The sequence below is a fragment of the Nostoc sp. ChiSLP03a genome, from assembly GCF_034531215.2.
Classification (GTDB): Bacteria; Cyanobacteriota; Cyanobacteriia; order Cyanobacteriales; family Nostocaceae; genus Nostoc.
This window is the reverse complement of record NZ_JAVRBQ020000077.1, coordinates 88,573-110,918: the sequence shown is the minus strand read 5'-3', so window position 1 is coordinate 110,918 and position 22,346 is coordinate 88,573. Positions and strand designations below refer to the sequence as shown.

The window sequence follows — 22,346 nt, the reverse complement described above, 5'->3', positions numbered from 1 at the left end:
TTTGTCTAAAATCTGTCTTTTACTAAAAATTGCATAGGCTTTATAATGCAATTTTTAAGCAGTACAATAGCTCTCCAATGAGCCTTTTCGTCGCACATCCAGCGTTACACAATGAAATCCTCCTCCCAAGGTTCTTGAGTGTCTGAGTTGGAGTTGTATAACATCAACACCGCGTTTCTCAAGCTGTTTGATGAGTGGAGTTTGAGATTTATCAACGATCGCCAGATTTGGATTTACCATCAAGAGGTTGATACCAATCCATTTAGAAGCATAGGATGTTGTTGTATAACCAATATCAACGATATCCGTCAGATAGATCGCATCCCAAGTTTTGAACAGATCGGGCAAATTTTGTTCGCCAACTCGTTCAGCGTTCACCACAACTAAACCAGGTCGAATTACAGCGATAGTCGTGTCTACATGACTTCCACTATAAACGTTGTCATAGGTATGCACTTTATACTCTTCGCCTAATATAGTTTGCAGCCACAATGCTCCAGATCGGTTTCCAGTATCTGAAATCAGATAAAAAATATCTTTCCCTAACCGCAATATGTTTGCTGCATCAAATAGAGGTTCGTAGTCTTTGATTGCTGAAGAGTTGGGATCGTGAATATTATAAATTTCATCAGCAAGTCTAGGCTTTGGTGCTGATATCCATTTAGCCCCGCTTTGCAAATAATCCATCAAGATAGATTTAAATGAAAGAGTTTCAAAAAATCTTGCTCGTAGCGTCATTGGCGCTTCAATAATCCATTTTCCAATTGTAACGAATAGGTCTCTAGGACAGTAATTGTATTGACCGTCTGATTCCCAATCAGGGGTGCGAAATTTAATAGAATGATCTACTATGTCAGGACGCTGAACAGCTATATTGAGGCTTTGAAGTGTACGCACGAGTTCATCAAGGTCTTCTTCAGTTTCTTCGATGATGCGATCGCTATACTGACCAGAGGGAATGTTTTCAATGCTGCCATAATCTCTGTATTCGACTGCAAACAAACTTCGATTTTGACAAGCAATACGCGCATTGGTGGCGCGTCCAACAATAATTTCTTCAAGTACGTCCCATTCGTTATCAACTCTTACTTTACTCATCTGTTGTTCTAGTCCTAAATTTTAGAGTTAGGGAAACTGTTTCAATAGACTGCATATACGCAGTAATACAAATTCAAAATGCAAAATTAATCAAGTTAGAATTACTAACGCTTTGGGGATTTGTATCTGTCTATTTATTTTAGGGAATTGCTGGAAGGTTCTTAACATAGGTGGAAAGGGTTATTCAAGCCGAATTCAGGAGTTAAGATTCCTGCTTCAAACTCCATACTAAAATCAGTGGAGTATTCTGAATTCTCCATTTTCAATTCTGACTGAGAATCGCATTAATAATAGTGGCATTTTGATTGAGATAAGGAGGCTCAATCATTTCCCGATGAACACCAGATGCATAATGATTGATTCGTTTTCCCCTTGTAGCTTGTATCCAATCATCTTCATGTTCGTAGTTGCCTTCAGCACGAATGAGATGAATATTTCCGTCAATCTGTAAATTTTTTAGGTCTGAATGCCAGAGAAAATTGAAGTATTCCCAAACTTGATTGTAGGTGCGATCGCGTAACTTTTGATTTTCCATAAAGTAATGCCTCAATTCCTGACGTTTGGGATTTAATAAGAAAGCATCAACACCTTCTATGATTTCTGACATTTGGGCTTTTTTAGCTTCACGACCGTCTCTATAGGTATCTAATAAAATGACATCCGAAACTGTGCGATCGCGACTTTCTAATTTTTGAGCTATCAACATTGCCAAAAAACCACCTGCTGAATGTCCCATCAATTTTAAGTTTTGATTTGGTGCTATATCGTCTATCAGTTCTACATATTTTTCTAAAGTTGCTTCATCAGCAATATATCTGAAAGTATAGATAGTATAATCTGTTAAATAATCAGCTAAATTTGCGTAAGCTGCGGCAAAACCAAGGGCTGGAGGAAATAGAAAAACAGCTTTTTCTCGTGCTTGATTGAAAACTACATAAGGACGTTCTTTAGGTTGAATATTCATCTCTTTAGCGTAGATGATATATTCACTTAATTCTGCCACTGTAGGTTTTTCATAAATCATCGATAATGGAATTTCAATTTCCAGTTCTTGATAAATTAATGCCATCAAATTCATGGTTTGTAATGAATGACCACCTAAATCAAAGAAGTTATCATTTACTCCTACTTTTGATACTTGCAGAACTTGTTGCCAAATTTTAGCTAAAATACTTTCTGAGAAATTGCGAGGAGGTAAATAAAATGATTCTACTATTGATGTTTCATCTGGTTTAGGTAATTTTTGACGGTCTATCTTGCCACTAGGATTTAATGGCAATTCTGGTAAGGTCACAAAAGCTGAAGGTATCATGTAAATTGGCAATTTCTGCTGTAGAAAACGACGTAAATCACTAGGAGTTAATGATGAGTCTTTTCTAACTACATAAGCTACTAAGCGTTGGTTTTCAGCACTATCTTCTGGCAGAACTACAACTGTTTGTTCTACTTGGGGATGAGTATCTAAAACTGATTCTATTTCTCCTAACTCAATACGTAAACCTCGTAGTTTAACTTGACGATCGATGCGACCAAGATATTCAATATTCCCATCGCTTAGATAACGAGCTAAATCTCCAGTTTTATACAATTTACCCTTACTAAAGGGATTATAAATAAATTTTTGAGCAGTTAATTTTGGCTGGTTGAGGTAGCCTCTCGCTAAAGGGACACCACCAATATGCAGTTCTCCAGGAATACCAATTGGAACTGGTTGGAGATCGGGATCGAGGATGTAAGTTTGGGTATTGGCTATTGGGCGACCAATAGGAATTACTTGGTAATTCGACTGTGAACTACACTGCCAGCAAGTGGCATCAACTGCTGTTTCCGTTGGGCCGTAAAGATTATGCAATTCACAATCAAACTGCTCAAAAAAGCGTTGAGTCAGTTCATAAGATAGTGCTTCCCCACCACTAAAGACTCGCTTTAAACAACGACAATTTTCTAAGTTTGATTGTTGCAGAAAAATTCGCAACATTGAGGGAACAAAAGATACTTGAGTGACTTGTTGTTGAGCAATCAAATTCATCAAGTAAGCTATGTCTTTATGACCTTCAGGTTTAGCCACTACTAGAGTTGTGCCAGATGTTAAAGACCAGAATATCTCCCAAACTGAAACGTCAAAGCTTAAAGGAGTTATTTGCAGGATGCAATCACCTACTGTAAGTGGATAAGTATCAATTGTTCGCAATAAGTTATTGCAAATACCCTGATGAGTAATCATCACTCCCTTTGGCCGACCTGTAGAACCAGAAGTATAAATCACATAAGCTAAATTTTCTGAATTCACCAAGTTAACAGGATTGTGTTGACTATAATTAGCAATCATGTGCCAATCGCGATCTAAACACACCACCTCGGCTGAATTTGCTGCTAAAGAGTCTAATAAAGACTGCTGAGTTAGTAAGATTGATACTGCCGCATCAGCGAGCATATAAGTTAAGCGATCGCTTGGATAACTAGGGTCTAGAGGCACATAAGCTCCCCCTGCCTTTAAAATCCCTAATAGTCCGACTACCATCTCGATTGAACGTTCAACAAAAATTCCCACCAATACTTCTGGTTCTACGCCTTTTGCTCGCAAATAGTAAGCTAATTGATTGGCTTTTTCATTTAATTGTTGATAGGTCAATTTTCGACCTTCAAATATTACCGCGACTGCATCGGGGTTGCGTTCTACTTGTTCTTCAAATAGCTGATGCAGACATTTTTCTAAAGGATATGCAACTTCTGTGTTATTCCATTCTATTAGTAACCGATCGCTCTCTTCAGGAGTTAGTAAATTGATTTGTGACAATTGGCAATCAGGATTCTCGACTACTGCTTGAATAATTTGTAAAAAGTGACCGCTCATTCTAGCGATCGTCTCTTCTCGAAACAGATCCGGTTCGTATTCTATAACCAATCTTAAATCGTTGGCATCTTCAAAGAAACTCCAACTCAAATCGAATTGAGCAGTTCGTGGTGTTAGTGAATAAGCTTGATGTTCAATTCCGGGAATTTTGATGGCTGCTTTACTATCTTTACTTAGCAGTGAAAACATCACATCGAATAACGGATTTCGTGATAAATCGCGTTTTAAATCGAGGGCAGATACTAATTTATCAAAAGGATATTCATTATACTCATAAGCATCAAGACAAGTATTTGTCACTTCTGCCAATGCTTGTTGAAAAGTTCCCGCTTCTGGGAGTAAAGTTCTTAAAGCTAAGGTGTTAACATAAAAGCCAATTTGATTTTCTAGGTCTGGATGATTACGTCCAGAAATAGGTATACCAATGACTAAATCACGCTGTCCGGTATAACGGTGGAGTAATATTTTAAATAAAGTTAAGAGGGTAATAAATAGAGTTGTATGATTCCCCGCAGCAAAAGAGCGTAATTTTTCGCTTAAACTTTGACTAAAATTATAATTATATATACCAGCTTGAGAAGATTTAAATTGTGGTCTAGGAAAGTCGGTAGGTAAGTTGAGTATGGGTGGTTCTCTAGCAAAGCGATCGCACCAATAATTATGTTGTTCTTTTGCCTCCTCACTTTCTAACCACTGATTTTGCCATGCAGTATAATCCTTATATTGCAATGATAGTGGAGGTAAGGCGGCAGTTTTTTGTTGCGTGCAAGCAAAGTATAAAGTGACGAATTCTTGGAAAAGAATATCGAGCGATCGCGCATCTCCAATAATATGGTGTATGGTCAAGCAAAACAAAAATTCCTCTGACTTTGTTTGTACTAATAAAACTCGCATCAAAGGTAACTTCTCTAAATCAAAACGCAAGTTTGCTGACTCTTGAATCAAGTTATCAGCTATTGTTTCAGCATCCTTTTGTTCTCTTAAATCTCTAAATACTACTAACTGTTCTTTAGGCACTTCTTCACGTACTATTTGCTGAATATTGCCTGCAACACTTGTAAAAGTAGTACGCAAAATTTCGTGGCGACTAACAACTTGTTGAAAAGCTTCTGCAAATGCTGAAATATCTAAGCTACCACTTATTCTCATAGCTAGCCTAATATTATAAGCACTGGAATATTCATCTATATGGTGCAGAATCCACATTCGTCGTTGCGCGTGGGATACTTCGTAATCTTGTTGATTTGGTAGTGACTTTGTCATTTTTATTGTCGTGATTGAATCAAATCAGCTTGAGCTTTTAAAGTATTTTGAGTAAAAATTTCCCGCAATCGCAGTGCAACTCCGAATTGGTTACGGATATGCGACACTAAGCGCATTGCCTTTAAACTATTTCCTCCTAATTCAAAAAATGACTGATTAGCATCACTCACCTCTACATCCAATAATTCACTCCAAATCGAAGCTAATAAAGTTTCTTGTTGATTAAATCTAGGAATTTGATGATTTTTTTGAGCAATATTTGCTTCCGCTTTTGGTAGTGCTAGACGATTGATTTTGCCATTTGGTAGTAACGGAAAATCTGCCAACTGCATCAAATAAGTTGGCTGCATATAAATCGGCAAAACTTGTTTTAATTGGCTGCTAATATGTTGATGATTTACAGCATTCTTTGCTTGATAATATGCAATAACTGTTACTGATTCTTCTTGTTTCTCAGCAATTACCAGTGCTTTTTCTACACCATCAATAGCAGTTAGTGCATCTTCAATTTCTCCTAACTCAATCCGTACTCCATTCAATTTCACTTGGTTATCGCTGCGTCCTATCACTTCCACCGTTAAATCGGGTAGCAGTCGTCCTAAGTCTCCTGTGCGGTAAACTATATCAGCGCCATGATTCAAAGGATTGGGTACAAAAACAGAATTGGTTAAGCTTTGGTCTTGGTAATAGCCTTTTGTTAAATAAGGTGACTTAACAAAAATTTCTCCCACTTCTCCTACAGCACAAGGACGAATCCCATCAATGACTGCAAAAGCCGCATTTGGCAATGTTTTACCTCCAGGAACTCTGGCATAAGTAATTTTATTCGGGTCAGGAATCCGATAAAAATGTTTGACAAAAGTGGTTTCACTTGCACCATAAATATTCACAAATTCTGTCTGAGAACCAAAAACTTGATGCCATTCACACAATTCTTTGACAAATAAAGGTTCTCCTCCCAATACAAAAACTCGTAGATTTTTAAGCAATTGATTAGCATTCGCTAAATTGTGGCCAATATTTAAAAATAGGCGCATTACCGAAGGTACAGTGTGCAGTAAATTAATCTGCCATTCTCCCAACTTCAGTAACAAACGTTCTGAATCTTCGCGGTCTGTGCTATCAGGAATATAAAGAGTTCCTCCAGAACATAAAGTGACAAGAGTTTCCCTAAGATAAGCATCAAAATTAATTTGTGCTATTTGCAAACAGCGCCAATTTGAATTAATCCCAAATTCTAATTTTTCCCAATTTATGAAATGACGCAAACTACCATGACTACCAAGTATGGCTTTGGGTTCACCTGTTGACCCAGATGTAAACATAATATAGTTGGAATCATCAGCATCAGGCATAATTAGAGCTTTTTCATCATTACTTGCTACTACAGGCAAGCATTGATAACTTCTGCCATTCCACTGATAGTATTGCTGAATTTCATGGGCAGTTGCTACCAATATCTGAGGTGGTTTTGGTAATACTGCTAGTCGAGGTTTGACAATCTCTAAATTTTCGCGATCGACCACTATAATAGCAGGGGATGTTTTCATCATCATGCGTGAATAACGTTCTTCTGGTTCATCCAAACGCAGAGGTAAATAAATTCCCCCAGCCTTAAATACCGCTACCATTGCTAATACTTGACGGTAATCTCCTTCAAAAATTACGCCACAAATAGTATCTTTTTGAATGCCTAAATTTTTAAAGATATTACCCCAAGAGTTAGTGAGTATATCTAACTCCTGATAGCTGAATTCTCCTCCAGGATAAAGAATTGATGTTTTTTCAGGTGTTGCTTTTACTTGGTCAAGAAAATCATGGATGACTGTGCGTGTTTCTAAGCGAGGAATTGGTTGGATAAAGCTTTCGATAAAAGATGTTTCGGCGGTGGTTGACAAAAGAGGAATTTCACAAACTGGTTGACTGGGATTTACTACCATTTCTATGAGCAGTTTATCCAAATGTATTAGAGCTTGTTGTATTCTCTCTGTTTGGAATATATCTGTGTTATAAATTAGAGCTAAACTGAGTTCGTCATTTTGCTCCATAAAAACAAAAGAGAGGTCAAACTTGCTTGTAGAATTTGATGAATCCAGGGAGTTTATCTGTATATCCTCTACTACAGTTTGGCTAAAGTTTTGCAAAAGTATCAACACATCGAACAATGGTGTGCGGTTAATTTCACTGGAAATAACCAGTTCTTCTATCAAACTATCAAACGGATAATCAGCATATTTAAATGCTTCAGTAACAGTTTGACAAACTTTAATTAGCAGATTCTTATATCCTCGATCTGGCTCTATTTCGTCACGAATAACAAGTGTATTTAGAAATTCACTTGCAGATGCAATTTGAGAATGGTTACGAGTGAAAATCTCTGTACCAATAGAAATATCGCGCTGACCGCTGTAGCGATAAAGTAATACTTTTACTGCCGCTACAAGTCCCATAAATAAAGTAGTTTCTGTTTGTTTGCAAATCGTTCGCAATCCAGAGACAATTTCTGGTTGGAATGTCCAATTTAAACGAGAAACATTGAATGTTTTTACAGAAGGACGACGGAAATCTGTAGGTAAGTGAACGCGGGGTAGTTGCCCATCGTCAAGTTGTTGTCGCCAGTAATTTAGATGTTTTTTATGCTTCTCATTTGGCAAAATATTACTTGACCACACTGCATCAGTATTCAACTCAATTTGTTGTATTGACTGGCTTGGTTGAGCATGGGATATTGCAATTTTGTCTTGTTCTAGAAGATGCAAAGTGAAAGATTCATAACGTTGCGAGGGGTCACTAGCTATTGCTTCTAGGGTACTAGTGTAATAATCGCTAATGGCGATCGCCTGTTCTTGACACAACTCGCTAGCATTATATTTCAAAGTTAAGTGTATCTGGGACGAGAAGAGATCCAAGCTAAAGTGGACTCCCAGAGTGAAGTTTGTTTTTCCCAGAAATTTGCTATCTAATACCTGTAAACCTGGCAGTCCTAAAATACTCTGGTAAACATGAAAATGGGTAAAGTTAAATGATGTTTCAAATAAAGGCTGACCGCCTAAATTCCACTGCAAGTCAGCTAAGGGATATCGTCGGAAAGGTAGGGATTCTCGTTCAGCCTTGAATGTCTCTTGCATCAAGTCTATCCAAGTGCCTCCCAAGAGTTGTAAACGCAATGGCAGAGTATTCAAAAAAAGTCCTAGTACTTGCTCTCCATCGGCTTCTTCTGGTCTACCATTCGATACCATACCTGTTAAGACATCGGACTGATTAAAAAGCACACTTAACACCTTCAAATGTGCCGCTAAAAGTACGCTTTTGAGGGTAACTCCTGCCTTATTTGCTACCTGTTTTAAACCTTGAGAAACTGTTAGAGATAGGGTTACTTCCTGAGTGCCTAATGTGCCTAATTCAGGTTCAGATGAGTTGTAGGATTGAGGCCAACGAGGCAACTTTGTAATAGTAATACCGTTAAGTTTTTCCAACCAATGTTGTCGGCACTCTTGGGAATTGAGGGCTTTTTGCTCTAAAGCAATAAAGTCTCGGAATCCGAGCGCAGGTGGTGGATTGAGAAGTAAATTTTCTTCACTTAAGAAGGATAAATATTTTTGCAGTAATTCAGTGAATAGTAAGCCTACACTCCATCCGTCGAGAATGGCGTGGTGTTCAATCAAAGTTAGCTGAAATGTCTCATCAGTGCGGCGATGAATATGAAAGCGTAATAGAGGAGGACTATCTAAACGAAAATTTTGTTTTCTTTCGGCTGCAAACCAAGCATTTAAAATAATTTCTTGGTCAACGGTAGACAAATGGCGCAGATCCTCTACTACCAAAGGAACACGAACTGTGCGCCTAACTAACTGTAACGGCTCACTGAAGTTGCTGACATCAAAGAAAGTCCGCAGTACAGAATGATTTGCAACAAGTTCTTGTACAGCTATCTGCCATTTTGATTCGTCGAAAACAACTCGCAGATGAAAACTGTTGATGTTGTGATAGACAGCAGAACCAGGGCTGTACTCGCTATGAAACAACATCCCCATCTGAAGTCTAGCAAGCGGATAAGCATCTTCTATATTGTCAGGTAACTTGAGGCGGTCTTGTTCAGAAATAAGAGCTAAAGGCTTGACTTTTTCTGTGATTCTATTACCAGTCTCTGCTGTTACGAGGTTTTGCGTCAGCTCGTAAATCGTCTGATGCAAAAACATCTGTTGAACTGAAAAGTGCAAACCTCTTTCTTTAGCTAAGGCTAAAACTTGAATACTACGGATGGAATCGCCGCCTAAAGCAAAGAAGTTGTCGTGGACACCAACTCGTTCCAAACCAAGAATCTCAGACCAAATATCGGCTAGTACCTGTTCTTCTAAAGTCCGAGGTGCGACAAAAACTTTTTCCAAGTCTGCTCTAGTTGTCTGGGGTGCTGGTAGAGCGCGGCGATCGACTTTGCCGTTGGATGTTAGCGGTAGTGCCTCCAGCGTTACAAAGGCGGAGGGAATCATGTAATCAGGAAGAGACTGTTTGAGGAAACCGCGTAGCTGTGGGACTAGCTGGCGAGTTAATTTACCCTGCAAAGGATTATTGGCATAGTGACTCCAGGGTTGGAGTTGGGGCGTTTCCCTAAGTAGAGGTAGTATTCTATGAGATATTATTTCTGGCGATCGCTTGCTAAATACAACATCATAACAATCATTTCTCCCCGTATCCGACCAGCTAATGTCGATGTTGTAAGGTAACTCATCACTCAAGCTCCAAAAATCTTCAGGTTCTATTCCTTCTTGAGTGAAAGCCTCTAAATCCTGAAGTAGACCGCCGACAGTGGCAGGTTTCTCATCCCTTGTCAGTGTTTCTAAGAGCTTGACTTGTTTCCACACACGTGCATTGGGAACATTTTTGACGATCGCAATCTCTGGCGTCTCTAGTAAAAGTTGCCGAACCGAGGGCAATGTCAACTCATCTTGCTGCCAGTCGAAACACCGAGGCTCGATTGAGGGAGAAACCCTGTCTTTTACACAGAGAATCACATCATAGCGGAACCGTGTTAACTCATTGCGATCGCGACCTCGTTTGAGCTGAATTTGCACTCGGCTGATTTGCGGTAGATGCTGCACAAGGGCGTTAAAGAAGGCTGGGTCAATTACTAGTTCTTGGTCTTCTTGGAGATTTTTCTGCACGCGCTGCCACCAATCTTCTGTAGGTAGCTCCTGGGATGTCTGGTACAGCATGACATCGGCATGGAAAGCTGACAATAACGGTAGACTACGCACATCCCCGACAAAGATAAAGCCCCCTGGTGCTACCATCTTCACTGCACCTTCCAAGACACTTACCAGATAATCAATGTTGGGAAAATACTGTACAACTGAGTTGAGGATAACTGTATCAAATGTGTTGCCTTCAAAACCCTCAAAGTTGTCGGCTGGTTTGTTAATCAGCTGCACATGTGACCAAGTGCTGCCACTTTTGTGCATTTCCATTTCCACATAACGGATAGCATTGTCGGAAATGTCAGTGCCACAGTAACGCGAGCATTGGGGAGCAATTCTAAACAGCAGCATCCCCGTACCGCTACCAATTTCCAGTACCCGCTTAGGCTGCAAAGCCAGAATTCGCTCAACTGTAGAGTTTAACCATTGACCCATTTGTGCTTGAGGAATGGGTAGACCTGTGTAGCTGTCGTTCCAGCCGATAATATTGAACGTTGAGTCTTGAGTGGGAGCATTCTGGCGATAAGTATCATTAAATACCTGTTGCCATTGTGATATCTGTTCGCTATGAGATTGGTTCTCAGCTGCTTGATTTGAGGATTTGGCAACTATATAAGCTACTAGGCGCTTGTCTCCTGGTTGGTCAGTTCGGGCTATTACCACCGCCTCCTGCACCTGTGGATGTTTTACCAGTGCGGCTTCTATTTCTCCCAGTTCGATGCGGAAACCGCGAATCTTAACTTGATTATCGATGCGGCCGAGATACTCAATGTCCCCATTTTCCAAATAGCGGGCTAGATCGCCAGTTTTGTATAGCCTTGCCTGTGGTTCGTCGCTAAACGGATTAGTAATGAATCGCTCTGCTGTTAGTTCTGGGCGATTTAGATAGCCGCGAGCCAACCCAGCACCACCAATATACATCTCACCTCTGATGCCGATAGGTACAGGTTTTAACTGTTCATCCAGAATGTACAATTGCAAATCGGGAATCGGGGAACCAATCAGGCTCTTGCTACCGTTAACATCTGCTATTGTCAGTGGTCGATAGGTAACATGGACGGTTGTTTCTGTGATCCCGTACATATTTACTAATTGGGGAAACCGATCTCCATATCGCTCAAACCAGGGCTGCAAGCTTTGCGGCTCTAGAGCTTCGCCACCGAAGATGACTAGGCGTAAGCTCAGTTTCGATTCCGCAGTTCCCGCTAGTTCTTCCACCCGGATCAGTTGACGAAAAGCAGAGGGCGTTTGGTTAAGAACTGTGACTTGCTCTTGGCGCAGCAAGGTGTGAAAAGCTGAGGAATCGCGGCTTACCCAGTAGGGTACGATCGCCAAACGTCCACCATACAGCAAAGCACTCCAGAGTTCCCAAACGGAAAAATCGAAAGCAATTGAGTGGAATAGTGTGAATACATCACTTGCACAAAAGTGATACCAAGACTGAGTGGCTGCAAATAAACGAATCACATTTTGGTGGTCGCTCGATACACCCTTGGGTTTCCCCGTAGACCCAGAAGTATAAATCACATAAGCCAAATTATTTGGCTGGATATTACTAACTACATTCTCCCGACTGCAAGAACCAATTACTCCCCAATCTGTGTCTAAACACACCACTGTTGCTTGATTTTTTGGTATTGATGCTAACAGCGACTTTTGGGTAAGCAACACTGGTACTGCTGCATCTTGAAGCGTGTAAGCCAGACGTTTTGCTGGATAGCTGGGGTCTAATGGCACATAAGCTCCCCCCGCTTTTAAAATTCCCAACAGTCCCACTACCATTTCTAGGGAACGTTCTATGCAAATACCTACCAGTACCTCTGGTTTTACGCCTTTTGTTTGCAAGTAGTGCGCTAATTGATTAGCTTGCTCATTTAACTGTCGATAGGTTAATTGTTGATTGTCAAATACTACCGCTACTGCATCGGGGCTTTGCTCTACTTGCTCTTCAAATAGTTGATGGATGCATTTGTGAGAATATTGAATTTCTGTATTATTCCATTTTCTCAGTAATTGATGACGCTCTGCTATTGTTAATATGTCAATTTTTGATAATTCACAATCGGGATTAGCCGTAACAGTTTCCAAGATTTGCAGAAAATGTCCCAGCATTCTCTGGATAAAATCTCGATGAAAAACATCTTTGGCAAAAGTTACAGAAACAGCAGTATCTCGTTCATCAATTTCAAAGACTAATTGAAAGTTGTTTAATAAAGAACTGCGACTACACAATCCTTCTTGGATCAGAGCAATGTCAAAAATTGCTGCTGGATTCCCACCTCTAGCAATAAATGTTTCTAGAAAAGCGTTAACATCATAGCTTTGGTAGCGGTATCCCTCTTGTAGCTCGCTACGGATTGTTTTTAGCAAATCCTTAAATGATGTGAGTTTTTGACCATAAAATCGAGAGAATATCAGGCTATCAGATTGATCTAGATTTAAAGCTCCCGTTGCTACAACAAACTCTTCTTGGGCAGTATATTTAAATATTAAAATTTTGATAGCTGATAGATATAAAGCAAGTTTATTAACAGGAGAGTTTGCAGTCAAACGATATATTTTTTCCCGTATATTAACAGATATAGGATTAATTATTTTTTCTGTCTGCTCTATTTTATCCTGATTTCCACTGTTAAATAAAGGTGTGACTGGCTGGATTTCTCGAAGTTGTCGAATTTGGTAATCTAATGCAACAAGATGTGATTCTGCTACTTCCATACAAATCTCCGTAAATTGTGTTATTTATGTATTCAACACAACATTTTTACTGTTAATTGCTATATTTAGAAAAATTAAAAAATTAATTGTAATTTAATCATACTTGCTCTGAGAAAAATTACCTATTGCTGGAGAAAAATTAATTTGTTTGCAGTAGATACTATAGCGATCGCTAAAATCACCAAACTCGATTTAATTATCTGTTTTCTCGGCTAAAGTGTTCTAATTATTTAGTCAAATAAGCGATTATTCGTTGTATTTTAAGAACTAGCTAGGAAGTACTAGAACTATAGAGATTAAATTTACACCATAAGCGTTTGGGAAACAATAAGTAATTCGGAAAAAATTTCATCTATTTTTCACGCTAGGATTCAACTGAGAGCCAAAATGCTTGTATCAAGAGAATTGTATACAGTTAACTTCTTTGTAAACTTTTTTTGAGTAGGCAGCGATCGCAAATTTATGTATCCTCTATCTACTAAAGTTTACATAGCTACTAACTCCAGACTAATTAAATACCTAGCGATCGCTCTGGGATATATAGTTATGTTGTTTTTACTTTTTAGTTGGATCGTTCTTCAACTCAAACTAAGTTTAATATAACAGCAATTTTAACTGCGATAATTGCGTTTAATAAAAAATCTCAATTGTGAACCAGTTAAGACAGTTAAGACAGTTAAGACAGTTAAGACAGTTAAGACAGTTAAGAAAAAATATATTGATTTGGTATTGCATATTTATCTTAGTAGTGAGAAGATATTTAGATTTAAATATCAAAAAATATCTATTCATACATAAGTTGTAATGAATGTCAAGACTGCATAAGTTATAAAAACTACAAGTAAAGCTGTTTATAAAAATCTATAAAAAAATTAATAGTAAAAATTACAAAGTTTTTTTATAGCAAACGGCTGATTTTATCAGTAATAATATAGACTTAGTAATGAGCATTAGACAAATAGGACGTTGTTTGAAGTTATGCAGAATTTTATTTCGCTGTAAACAAAGTTTGGTAACATAGCTAAAATAAATATTATAATTTTACTTACTCAAAAACTACCTCAAACAAGAAGATTTTAATAGACAAAATCTAGTTTAAATAATGAAAGTTTAAATTGAAAAAATAAAAATTCAGTATGTAAAACATTAAAACACAAATATTGAGTCAAGTAATTACCTAATTAACACTTGCCAAAATTAAAGTATATGCAGATACCACAAATTAAGAAATTCATTGACACTAATTTGTATGAACAATCGCATCAAAAACCTGAGCAAGAAAAAATATTAAAAAATTCCATCAGTTTTGGTGGGCAATTAGAAGAGAACTGGCGGACTCTTCCAGAAGTATTGAGTGATGCTGCCAAGTATGAAAATCAAGGAATTACATACATTAAAAATGACGAAACAGAATATTTTCAAACTTATAAAGATTTATATAACGACGCTCTTAGTATTTTAGATGGGCTTTATCAGCGCGGACTGAAATTAGGAGATAAAGCCATATTGCAAATTGGTAGAAGTCAAGATTTTATTCCCGCACTTTGGGCTTGTTTTTTAGGTGGAATTATCCCTGCACCTCTGAGCATTGCTCCCAATTATGATATAAAAAATGCCGCAGTTAAAAAACTTGAGAATGTCTGGCAGATTTTAGATAAACCGATTATCTTATCAGATTGTGAATTAATTAGCGAAATACAAAAATTAACTACTCAATCTCATTTAGAGGAATTGCGAGTAGTATCGATAGATGATTTACGCAGTCATCAATCTCTATCAAACCAACAGTCGGCTTATGAATTACCCGATCTTGCACCACTAGATCCGGCGTTGTTACTATTTACTTCTGGTAGTACAGGTCTACCCAAAGGTGTGATGTTACATCATCGCAACCTTTTATCTATGTCCGCCGGTACAGTGCGGATGAATAACTTTACACAACAAGAAGTTACCCTAAATTGGATGCCCTTAGACCATGTGGGGGCAATAGTATTTTTAGGAATTATGGCTGTGGATTTGGCTTGTCATCAAATCCATGTACCAATTGAATTGATTCTGCGTCAACCACTCAAATGGTTAGACTTGATTCAAAAGCATCAAGCGACTATCTCTTGGGCCCCTAACTTTGCATTCTCCTTAATTAATCAGCACGCTGAAGAACTTAACCAATCTTGCTATGATCTCTCCTCAATCAAATTTTTAGTTAATGCCGGAGAGCAAGTTTCAGTCAAAACTATTCGCTTGTTTTTAGAACTTCTAGAAAAACATCAATTGCGGGATAGAGTAATTAAACCAGCATTCGGAATGACTGAATCGTGTTCTGGAATTACTTGGTCAGCAGGTTTAAGCAAAGATGAATTGATAGAAGAAAATAGTTTTGTATCTTTAGGACGACCTATTCCTGGAGCTACAATTCGGATTATTGACCAAGAGAAAAGTGTTTTGCCAGAAAACGAAATTGGACGACTTCAGATTAAAGGCCTTTCTGTGACTGAAGGATATTATAAGAATCCCGAACTCAACCAAGAAGTGTTTTCAAATGGAGGTTGGTTTACTACAGGAGATTTGGGTTATCTGCACAATGGTGAATTAGTTATTACTGGTAGAGAAAAACAAGAAATTATTATTAACGGGATTAACTACTTTGCTCATGAAATTGAAACAGCGATAGAAGAATTAGATGGTGTAGCTATTTCATATACAGCTGCTTTTGCAGTTTTCGACCAAAATCGAGAAACAGATTTATTAGTTATTACTTTTAGCCCCGAATCAAATAATCTTGAGCATTCGGTAAAATTAGTCAGACAAATTCGCAGTAATTTAACTCAAAAAGTAGGAATTGCGCCTGCTTATGTAATCCCTTTGGAAGCTGAGTTAATTCCTAAAACATCTATTGGTAAGGTTCAGAAAGCTAAATTAAAAAAAGATTTTGAACAAGGATTATTTGCCGATCGCATCCAAACCATCAATGAGTATTTAGCTAGCGATCGCCAAAAAAGCGCTAGCTTACCGCAATCCGAAAAGGAACGCCAAATAGCAACAGTTTGGAGTGAAGTTTTACAACTTGATTCAGTAGGTCTATACGATAACTTCTTTGAATTGGGAGGAAATTCTCTACACCTAATTCGCGTCCAAAATCAATTAGAAAAACTTTTTGGTCGTCAGATACCTCTAACTGAAATATTTAAAAATTCTACAGTTGCCACATTAGCCCATTTCTTAACTGAAGAATCTAATGCCACAAAGGCTATAGCAGAAAAAAGTCGAAAACGCGCCGAAAATCGTTCGCGTCACCATCATGAAACTCATGATATCGCGATTATTGGCATGGCAGGACGATTTCCTGGAGCTAACAACATAGATAGTTTCTGGGAAAATCTCAAAAACGGAGTCGAAACAATATCTTTCTTTTCTGAAGAAGAATTATTAAAATCGGGGGTTGCTCCTGAACTTTTCCAGCAGCCTAACTATGTCAGAGCTAGACCGATTCTCGACAACGTAGAATCCTTTGATAATGAATTTTTTGGATACACAGACAGAGAAGCAGAATTACTCGACCCGCAGCAACGTTTACTGCTGCAATGTAGCTGGGAATGTTTAGAAAATGCTGGCTATAATCCTAACTCCTATCAGGGAGCGATCGGGATGTTTGCTGGGGCAAGTATGAACACCTACTTTATCAATAACTGCTATCCACATCGCGGTCAATTAGATGCCAACGACGAGTTACAACCCTTCACATTAGATTCGATGGGAGGGTTCCAAACGATGGTGGCTAACGATAAAGACTATTTGACGACGCGGATTTCTTATAAATTGAACCTGCGCGGCCCTAGTGTTAACGTCCAAACAGCTTGTTCTACCGGACTAGTAGTTGTGCATCTGGCTTGTCAAAGTTTGTTGAACGGTGAAAGTGACATGGCTTTGGCTGGAGCTGCTTCTGTTAACTCTCCCCACAAAATAGGTTATTTGTATCAAGAAGGTTTGATTGTATCTTCCGATGGGCATTGTCGCGCCTTTGATGCCCAAGCGAATGGTACTATTTTTGGCAGTGGAGTTGGAGTAGTTTTACTCAAGAGATTAAAAGACGCTCTAGCAGATCGCGATCGCATTTATGCTGTGATTAAGGGGTCTGCCATTAATAACGATGGCGGTACAAAACTGGGATTTGCAGCTCCATCAGGAGAAGGTCAAATTTCAGTAGCAGCCGAAGCATTAGCCTTTGCCGGAGTCGAGGCTGATACTATTGGCTTTGTAGAAGCTCATGGTACAGGTACGAAACTCGGCGATCCCATCGAAATCGATGCTTTGGCGAGAGCATATAGCACTGCAAACCAGGGAGAATGTGCTTTGGGATCGGTGAAGACCAATATCGGGCATATGCAAATTGCTTCTGGTATTGTTGGTCTTATCAAAGCTACTTTGGCTCTCAAACATCAAATTATTCCCCCGACTCTACACTTCAATACTCCCAACCCCCAAATAGATTTTTCCAAGACTCCTTTTTATGTCAATACCGCAGCCATACCCTGGACTGCAAAGCAACAAGATGGCAAAGAATTGCCTCGACGCGCGGGGGTTAACTCTTTAGGAATTGGTGGTGTGAATGCTCATGTAGTGTTGGAAGAAGCTCCTGCCATTACTCTTCAGCCTAATAACATTAAGCGCCCCCACCATTTACTAACACTTTCTGCTAGAACAGAACAGGCTTTGCTAGATTTAGCAAAAAGCTATGCAGAATTTCTTCAAAATCATCCCGAAAGCGATATCTGTGATGTAGTATTTACAGCCAATACTAGCCGAGTTAACTTTAAGAATCGTTTGGCGGTGACTGGTTCTGAAATTGATGATTTTGTCACTAAATTGCAGCAGTTTGGACAACAAAATCTAGAGTCAGTAATTCACGCTCAAGTTGATGAAAAGCAGCCTGCTAAAATTGCCTTTCTGTTTACAGGACAAGGTTCTCAATATCTAGGAATGGCTGCTCAACTCTATCAAACTCAACCAACTTTTCGGCAAACTTTAGACCAATGTGAAACGATATATCAAGAAATCACTGGTAAATCTTTACTGCAAATCATCTTTGCTAATTCTGATGCAGCTTTAAATCATACATCTTATACCCAACCAGCTTTATTTGTTGTCGAAGTAGCACTAGCTCAATTATGGAGTTCTTGGGGCATTCAGCCGACTGCTGTGTTAGGACACAGCTTAGGCGAATATGCTGCTGCCTGTTTTGCCGGAGTTTTTGATATTGAAAGTGGTTTAAAACTGGTCGTACAACGAGCAAATTTAATAGGTGAATTACCCGCAGAACAAGGAGCAATGGCTGCCGTTTTTCTGGATGAAAAATCTGTGCGGCAAGTGTGTAAAAAGCAGGGGCTAAAAATTGCGATCGCAGCTATCAATGCAGAACAACATACAGTAATTTCGGGCGAAAAAAAAATCATTCAACACCTTTGCGAACACTTTACTAACGCCGGAGTGAAAGTTCGCCAATTAAAGGTTTCTCATGCTTTTCATTCCCCATTAATAGCACCTGTATGTGGAGAATTTAAACATACCCTGCAAGAGATTGATTTTGCTAAACCCCAAATTCCCATCGTCTCTAACCTCACAGGAGAAATTGCAGATGACAGCATTGTTACTCCTGATTATTGGATTCAACATTTGCTGCATCCCGTGCAATTTTACCAAGGAGTTCTGTCTTTACAATCTCTAGGCTGTGATACTTTTATCGAAATCGGCCCCCAACCTATTCTTTTAGGAATTATCCAATCATCGATATCTTTATCTAACCCCTCGATCTTACCGAGTTTACGCTCAGGATTTTCGGATTGGGAAGTTCTCTTAGAAAGTCTAGGTAAACTTTATGTGCGCGGTGCAAATATAGATTGGTATGCTCTGGAAAAAGATTACCAACCTAAAAGATGTGCTTTACCAACTTATCCTTTCCAGCAACGTCAACATTGGATTCCCTTAAAAACTCAATTCCCAACTTCCCAGGAATCTGCTGTTGTCAAGATGTTGTCTCAAAAAGATACAAAAAGTTTAATCCAGACTCTAGTAGAAACTGGGAATTATTCTGAAGCCGAAAAACAAACTTTATCAGCAATTGTTCAACAATTAATTCAGCTACATCATCAAGACACTGGTAATTCTAATTTTGATAACTTACTTTACCAATTTGAATGGTTGCCTTATGCTTTATCAGGCAATAAATTACAGAATTTAGAAACAATTAAAACGAATTTAGACTCTTATTTTGAAGAAGAAATAAAATCTGCACAAATTACAGGAGTTTCTCTAGCTTTTTCCCAGATGGAAGAACTCAGTGCAGACTTTATTGTGCAAGCGTTAAAAGATTTGGGATTATGGCAAATCAATACTATCCTCTCCTTAGAAAACAGTTTCCGTCAGGCTGGTATTAAAGAAGAGTATAGATTACTATGGCAACATTGCTTAAAGATATTGGCAGAAACAGGTATTCTAGAAAAGCAAGGTTCGGACTGGAAAATCATAAGCGAAGCGCAACAATCTCGCCCTGATTTAACAGTAGATGATTTGATTGCTCAGTACCCAAATGCTTCTATAGAATTAACACTGTTTAGGCGAGTTGCTGCCAATCTTGCAGCCATACTTACAGGCAAGATTTCTCCTTTATCCATCTTATTTTCTCAAGATAAAGAAATAGGAGCCACAGAGTTTTATCAAAATACATCTTGGGCAAAAGTTCTTAATCTTGGTATCTCTAAAACTGTTGAACTTTTATTAGCCAACTATTCTCAAGTAGAACCAATCCGAATTCTAGAAATTGGTGCGGGAACTGGAGCCACTACTCATCAAATTCTCAAAACTTGTACTTCTTGTCAAATTAATTACACCTTTACTGATATCTCACCATTCTTTCTGGAGACTGCCAAAGATACTTTTGCTCAATTCCCCTTCATAGAATACAAGGTTTTGGACATAGAAAAAGATCCCGAACTTCAAGGTTTTTCACCTAATTCTTACGATCTAATTATTGCGGCAAATGTATTGCATTCTACGCGGGATTTACAAGGAGAAACCTTACCCCACATTCGAGGTTTGCTGCGTCCTGGGGGACATTTATTACTCCTAGAACTTACTCATCAGTCCCGATGGATTGATTTGATATTTGGCGTGACTCAAGGTTGGTGGCGTTTTAGCGATGCCTACGACGGCAAGCTACGCAATTTACGTCCAGATCATCCCATCATTGCAGCATCTACTTGGCAATCTATCCTCAGAGAATCTGGTTTTGCTCGATCTGAGTTTATTTCTCCTGATGAAAAAATTGGCAGTCCTTTATTTGAGCAAAGTATCATTGTTGCTCAAAATGCCGAAGTAAACCGCGATATTTCGGGTAATTGGTTCATATTTACCGATAGTGAGAAAGACAATCTAACTCTAGCAATTCAAGAGCAACTAAGCAAAGATTGTGGATCTTGTGCGATCGCTAATCCAGAACATAGCTTTGAGCTAGACACATCTTTGCGTGGAATTATTTATCTTGTGAATGCTGGAGAGGGCGATCGCTATGAGTCTACTTTATTCAATCGCTGTCACCATCTTTTAAATCTTCTGCAAACAATTAAAAAAATACCTCATCCTCCCAAATTATTCCTCGTTACCCAAGGCGGTCAACCCTTTAGATTAGAGCAGCCATATTTTCTTACTCAGTCTCCGCTTTGGGCGTTAGGGCGCGTGATGGCGCTAGAAGAACCACAATTATGGGGGGGAGCGATCGACCTAGATCCCCACGCCGATCTTGCTCAAAATCTTGGCGCTTTACTTTCAGGATTGACCAACTCTGTCAGTGAAGATCAGCTTCTCTTCCGCAAAGGTCAAGCTTACGTTGCGCGTCTAGTCCCAGAGGAATCTCTACCTACAAAACCAGTTACTATCCAAGCTCAAGCAACCTATTTGATTACAGGAGGTATTGGTCATCTAGGGTTGCAACTTGCTCGTCATCTGGTTGATTTGGGTGCAAAACACCTCATTTTGACTACACGCCGTCAATTTCCACCACGAGCAGAGTGGGATTCACAAGCAGAATTTGGGGACATAATTCAAAATCTCCAGACTTTAGAACAAAAGGGAGCAGCTGTAGAAGTTTGTCAAGCAGATGTTGGAGATTTTGAGCAGATGTCGCGCATATTTGCCAACATCCAAAAAACATCTTATCCGCTCCGGGGTATTTTCCATCTTGCTGGAGTGTCAGGACGCAAAGCTCAATTAAGCGAATGTACATTAGATGATATCGCAGAAGTTTTTCAAGCTAAAGTTCGCGGTTCTTGGAATTTGCATCAGTTATCTTTAGTAACTCAATTAGACTACTTTGTATTGTTCTCTAGCGCAGGTGCCATTTGGGGAGCTAAAGAGCAAGGTTTATACGATGCTGCTAGTCATTTCATGGATGCTTTAGCTCATTTACGTTATCTTCAAGAATTACCAGCTACTAGTTTGAATTGGGCATTATTAGCTGGAAATGGCATAGTTTCTCAAGATTATGAAGATTGGCTCAAACAAATTGGGATGAAAGAAATTGCCTTGGATACAGCTTTTGCAGCCATGAATGCTATTATGGAATCTGGAAAGCCCCAAATTTTACTAGCTGATGTAGATTGGGCACGATTCAAAAATATTTATCAATCTAAAGGCAATAAACCAATTTTTGAAAAATTAGGAGAATACCCAAATTCAGCCAAAGAAATTCAACAGTCAACCTCTATACGTCGTCTTCTCGAAGAAATTCCCCCAGGAGAGCGTCGGGAACATTTATTTGAATATATTGGCAAACACGTAGCGATAATTTTGGGAAATAAACAGATGCCAGACCCCGAACAAGGATTTTTAGAAATGGGGATTGATTCTTTGCTTTCGATTGAATTGAAAAATCGCTTAGAAAAAGGATTGGAAGTGGCTTTAACTGCTTCTTTGATCTTTGATTTTCCCAATATTAGAAGATTAGTTGATTATTTGGTGCAACAGGTGTTTGGTTGGCAAGTTCATGAGAAGCAAGGGAGCAGGGAGCAGGGAGCAGGGGAGAAAATCTCTCCACATACTTCTCATCAATCTATCAACGTTGTTCCTATTGAGCAGGAGGTTAATGAGGATTTAGTTTTACAAGAGCTTGCAGATTTGGAGGCTTTTTTGGGTAATTCTTGATTTTTTAGCTCGCACAGAGGCGCAGA

General features: G+C 38.9%; 4 protein-coding genes. 1 reads left to right on the top strand and 3 read right to left on the bottom strand.

Features of this window, described 5'->3' with window-relative positions:
- Positions 1-54 precede the first annotated feature (54 nt).
- From RMY32_RS13285 to RMY32_RS13275, 3 genes are all read right to left on the bottom strand, one after another.
- The gene (locus RMY32_RS13285; RefSeq protein ID WP_322714468.1) at positions 55-1,098 is read right to left on the bottom strand and encodes an inosamine-phosphate amidinotransferase 1; all 1,044 of its coding nucleotides are present in this window, start codon (positions 1,096-1,098) and stop codon (positions 55-57) included.
- A gap of 262 nt (positions 1,099-1,360) precedes the next feature.
- A complete protein-coding gene (locus RMY32_RS13280) occupies positions 1,361-5,215 on the bottom strand; it encodes an amino acid adenylation domain-containing protein (RefSeq protein WP_322714467.1) in 3,855 nt (1,284 codons plus the stop codon).
- Positions 5,216-5,217: 2 nt separating this feature from the next.
- Positions 5,218-13,128 carry a non-ribosomal peptide synthetase gene (locus tag RMY32_RS13275; protein ID WP_322714466.1) on the bottom strand — a complete coding sequence of 2,637 codons (7,911 nt, stop codon included), beginning with the start codon at positions 13,126-13,128 and terminating at the stop codon, positions 5,218-5,220.
- A gap of 1,206 nt (positions 13,129-14,334) precedes the next feature.
- On the opposite strand from RMY32_RS13275, the gene RMY32_RS13270 reads away from it, so the two are divergent.
- Positions 14,335-22,320, top strand: a complete 7,986-nt coding sequence (locus RMY32_RS13270; RefSeq protein ID WP_322714465.1) for an SDR family NAD(P)-dependent oxidoreductase — start codon at positions 14,335-14,337, stop codon at positions 22,318-22,320.
- Positions 22,321-22,346: the final 26 nt, after the last annotated feature.

Excerpts from the sequence above, each read along its gene's own strand:
- RMY32_RS13270 (WP_322714465.1), top strand. The coding sequence starts at position 14,335 with ATGCAGATACCACAAATTAAGAAATTCATTGACACTAATTTGTATGAA.
- RMY32_RS13280 (WP_322714467.1), bottom strand. The coding sequence starts at position 5,215 with ATGACAAAGTCACTACCAAATCAACAAGATTACGAAGTATCCCACGCG.
- RMY32_RS13285 (WP_322714468.1), bottom strand. The coding sequence starts at position 1,098 with ATGAGTAAAGTAAGAGTTGATAACGAATGGGACGTACTTGAAGAAATT.
- RMY32_RS13275 (WP_322714466.1), bottom strand. The coding sequence starts at position 13,128 with ATGGAAGTAGCAGAATCACATCTTGTTGCATTAGATTACCAAATTCGA.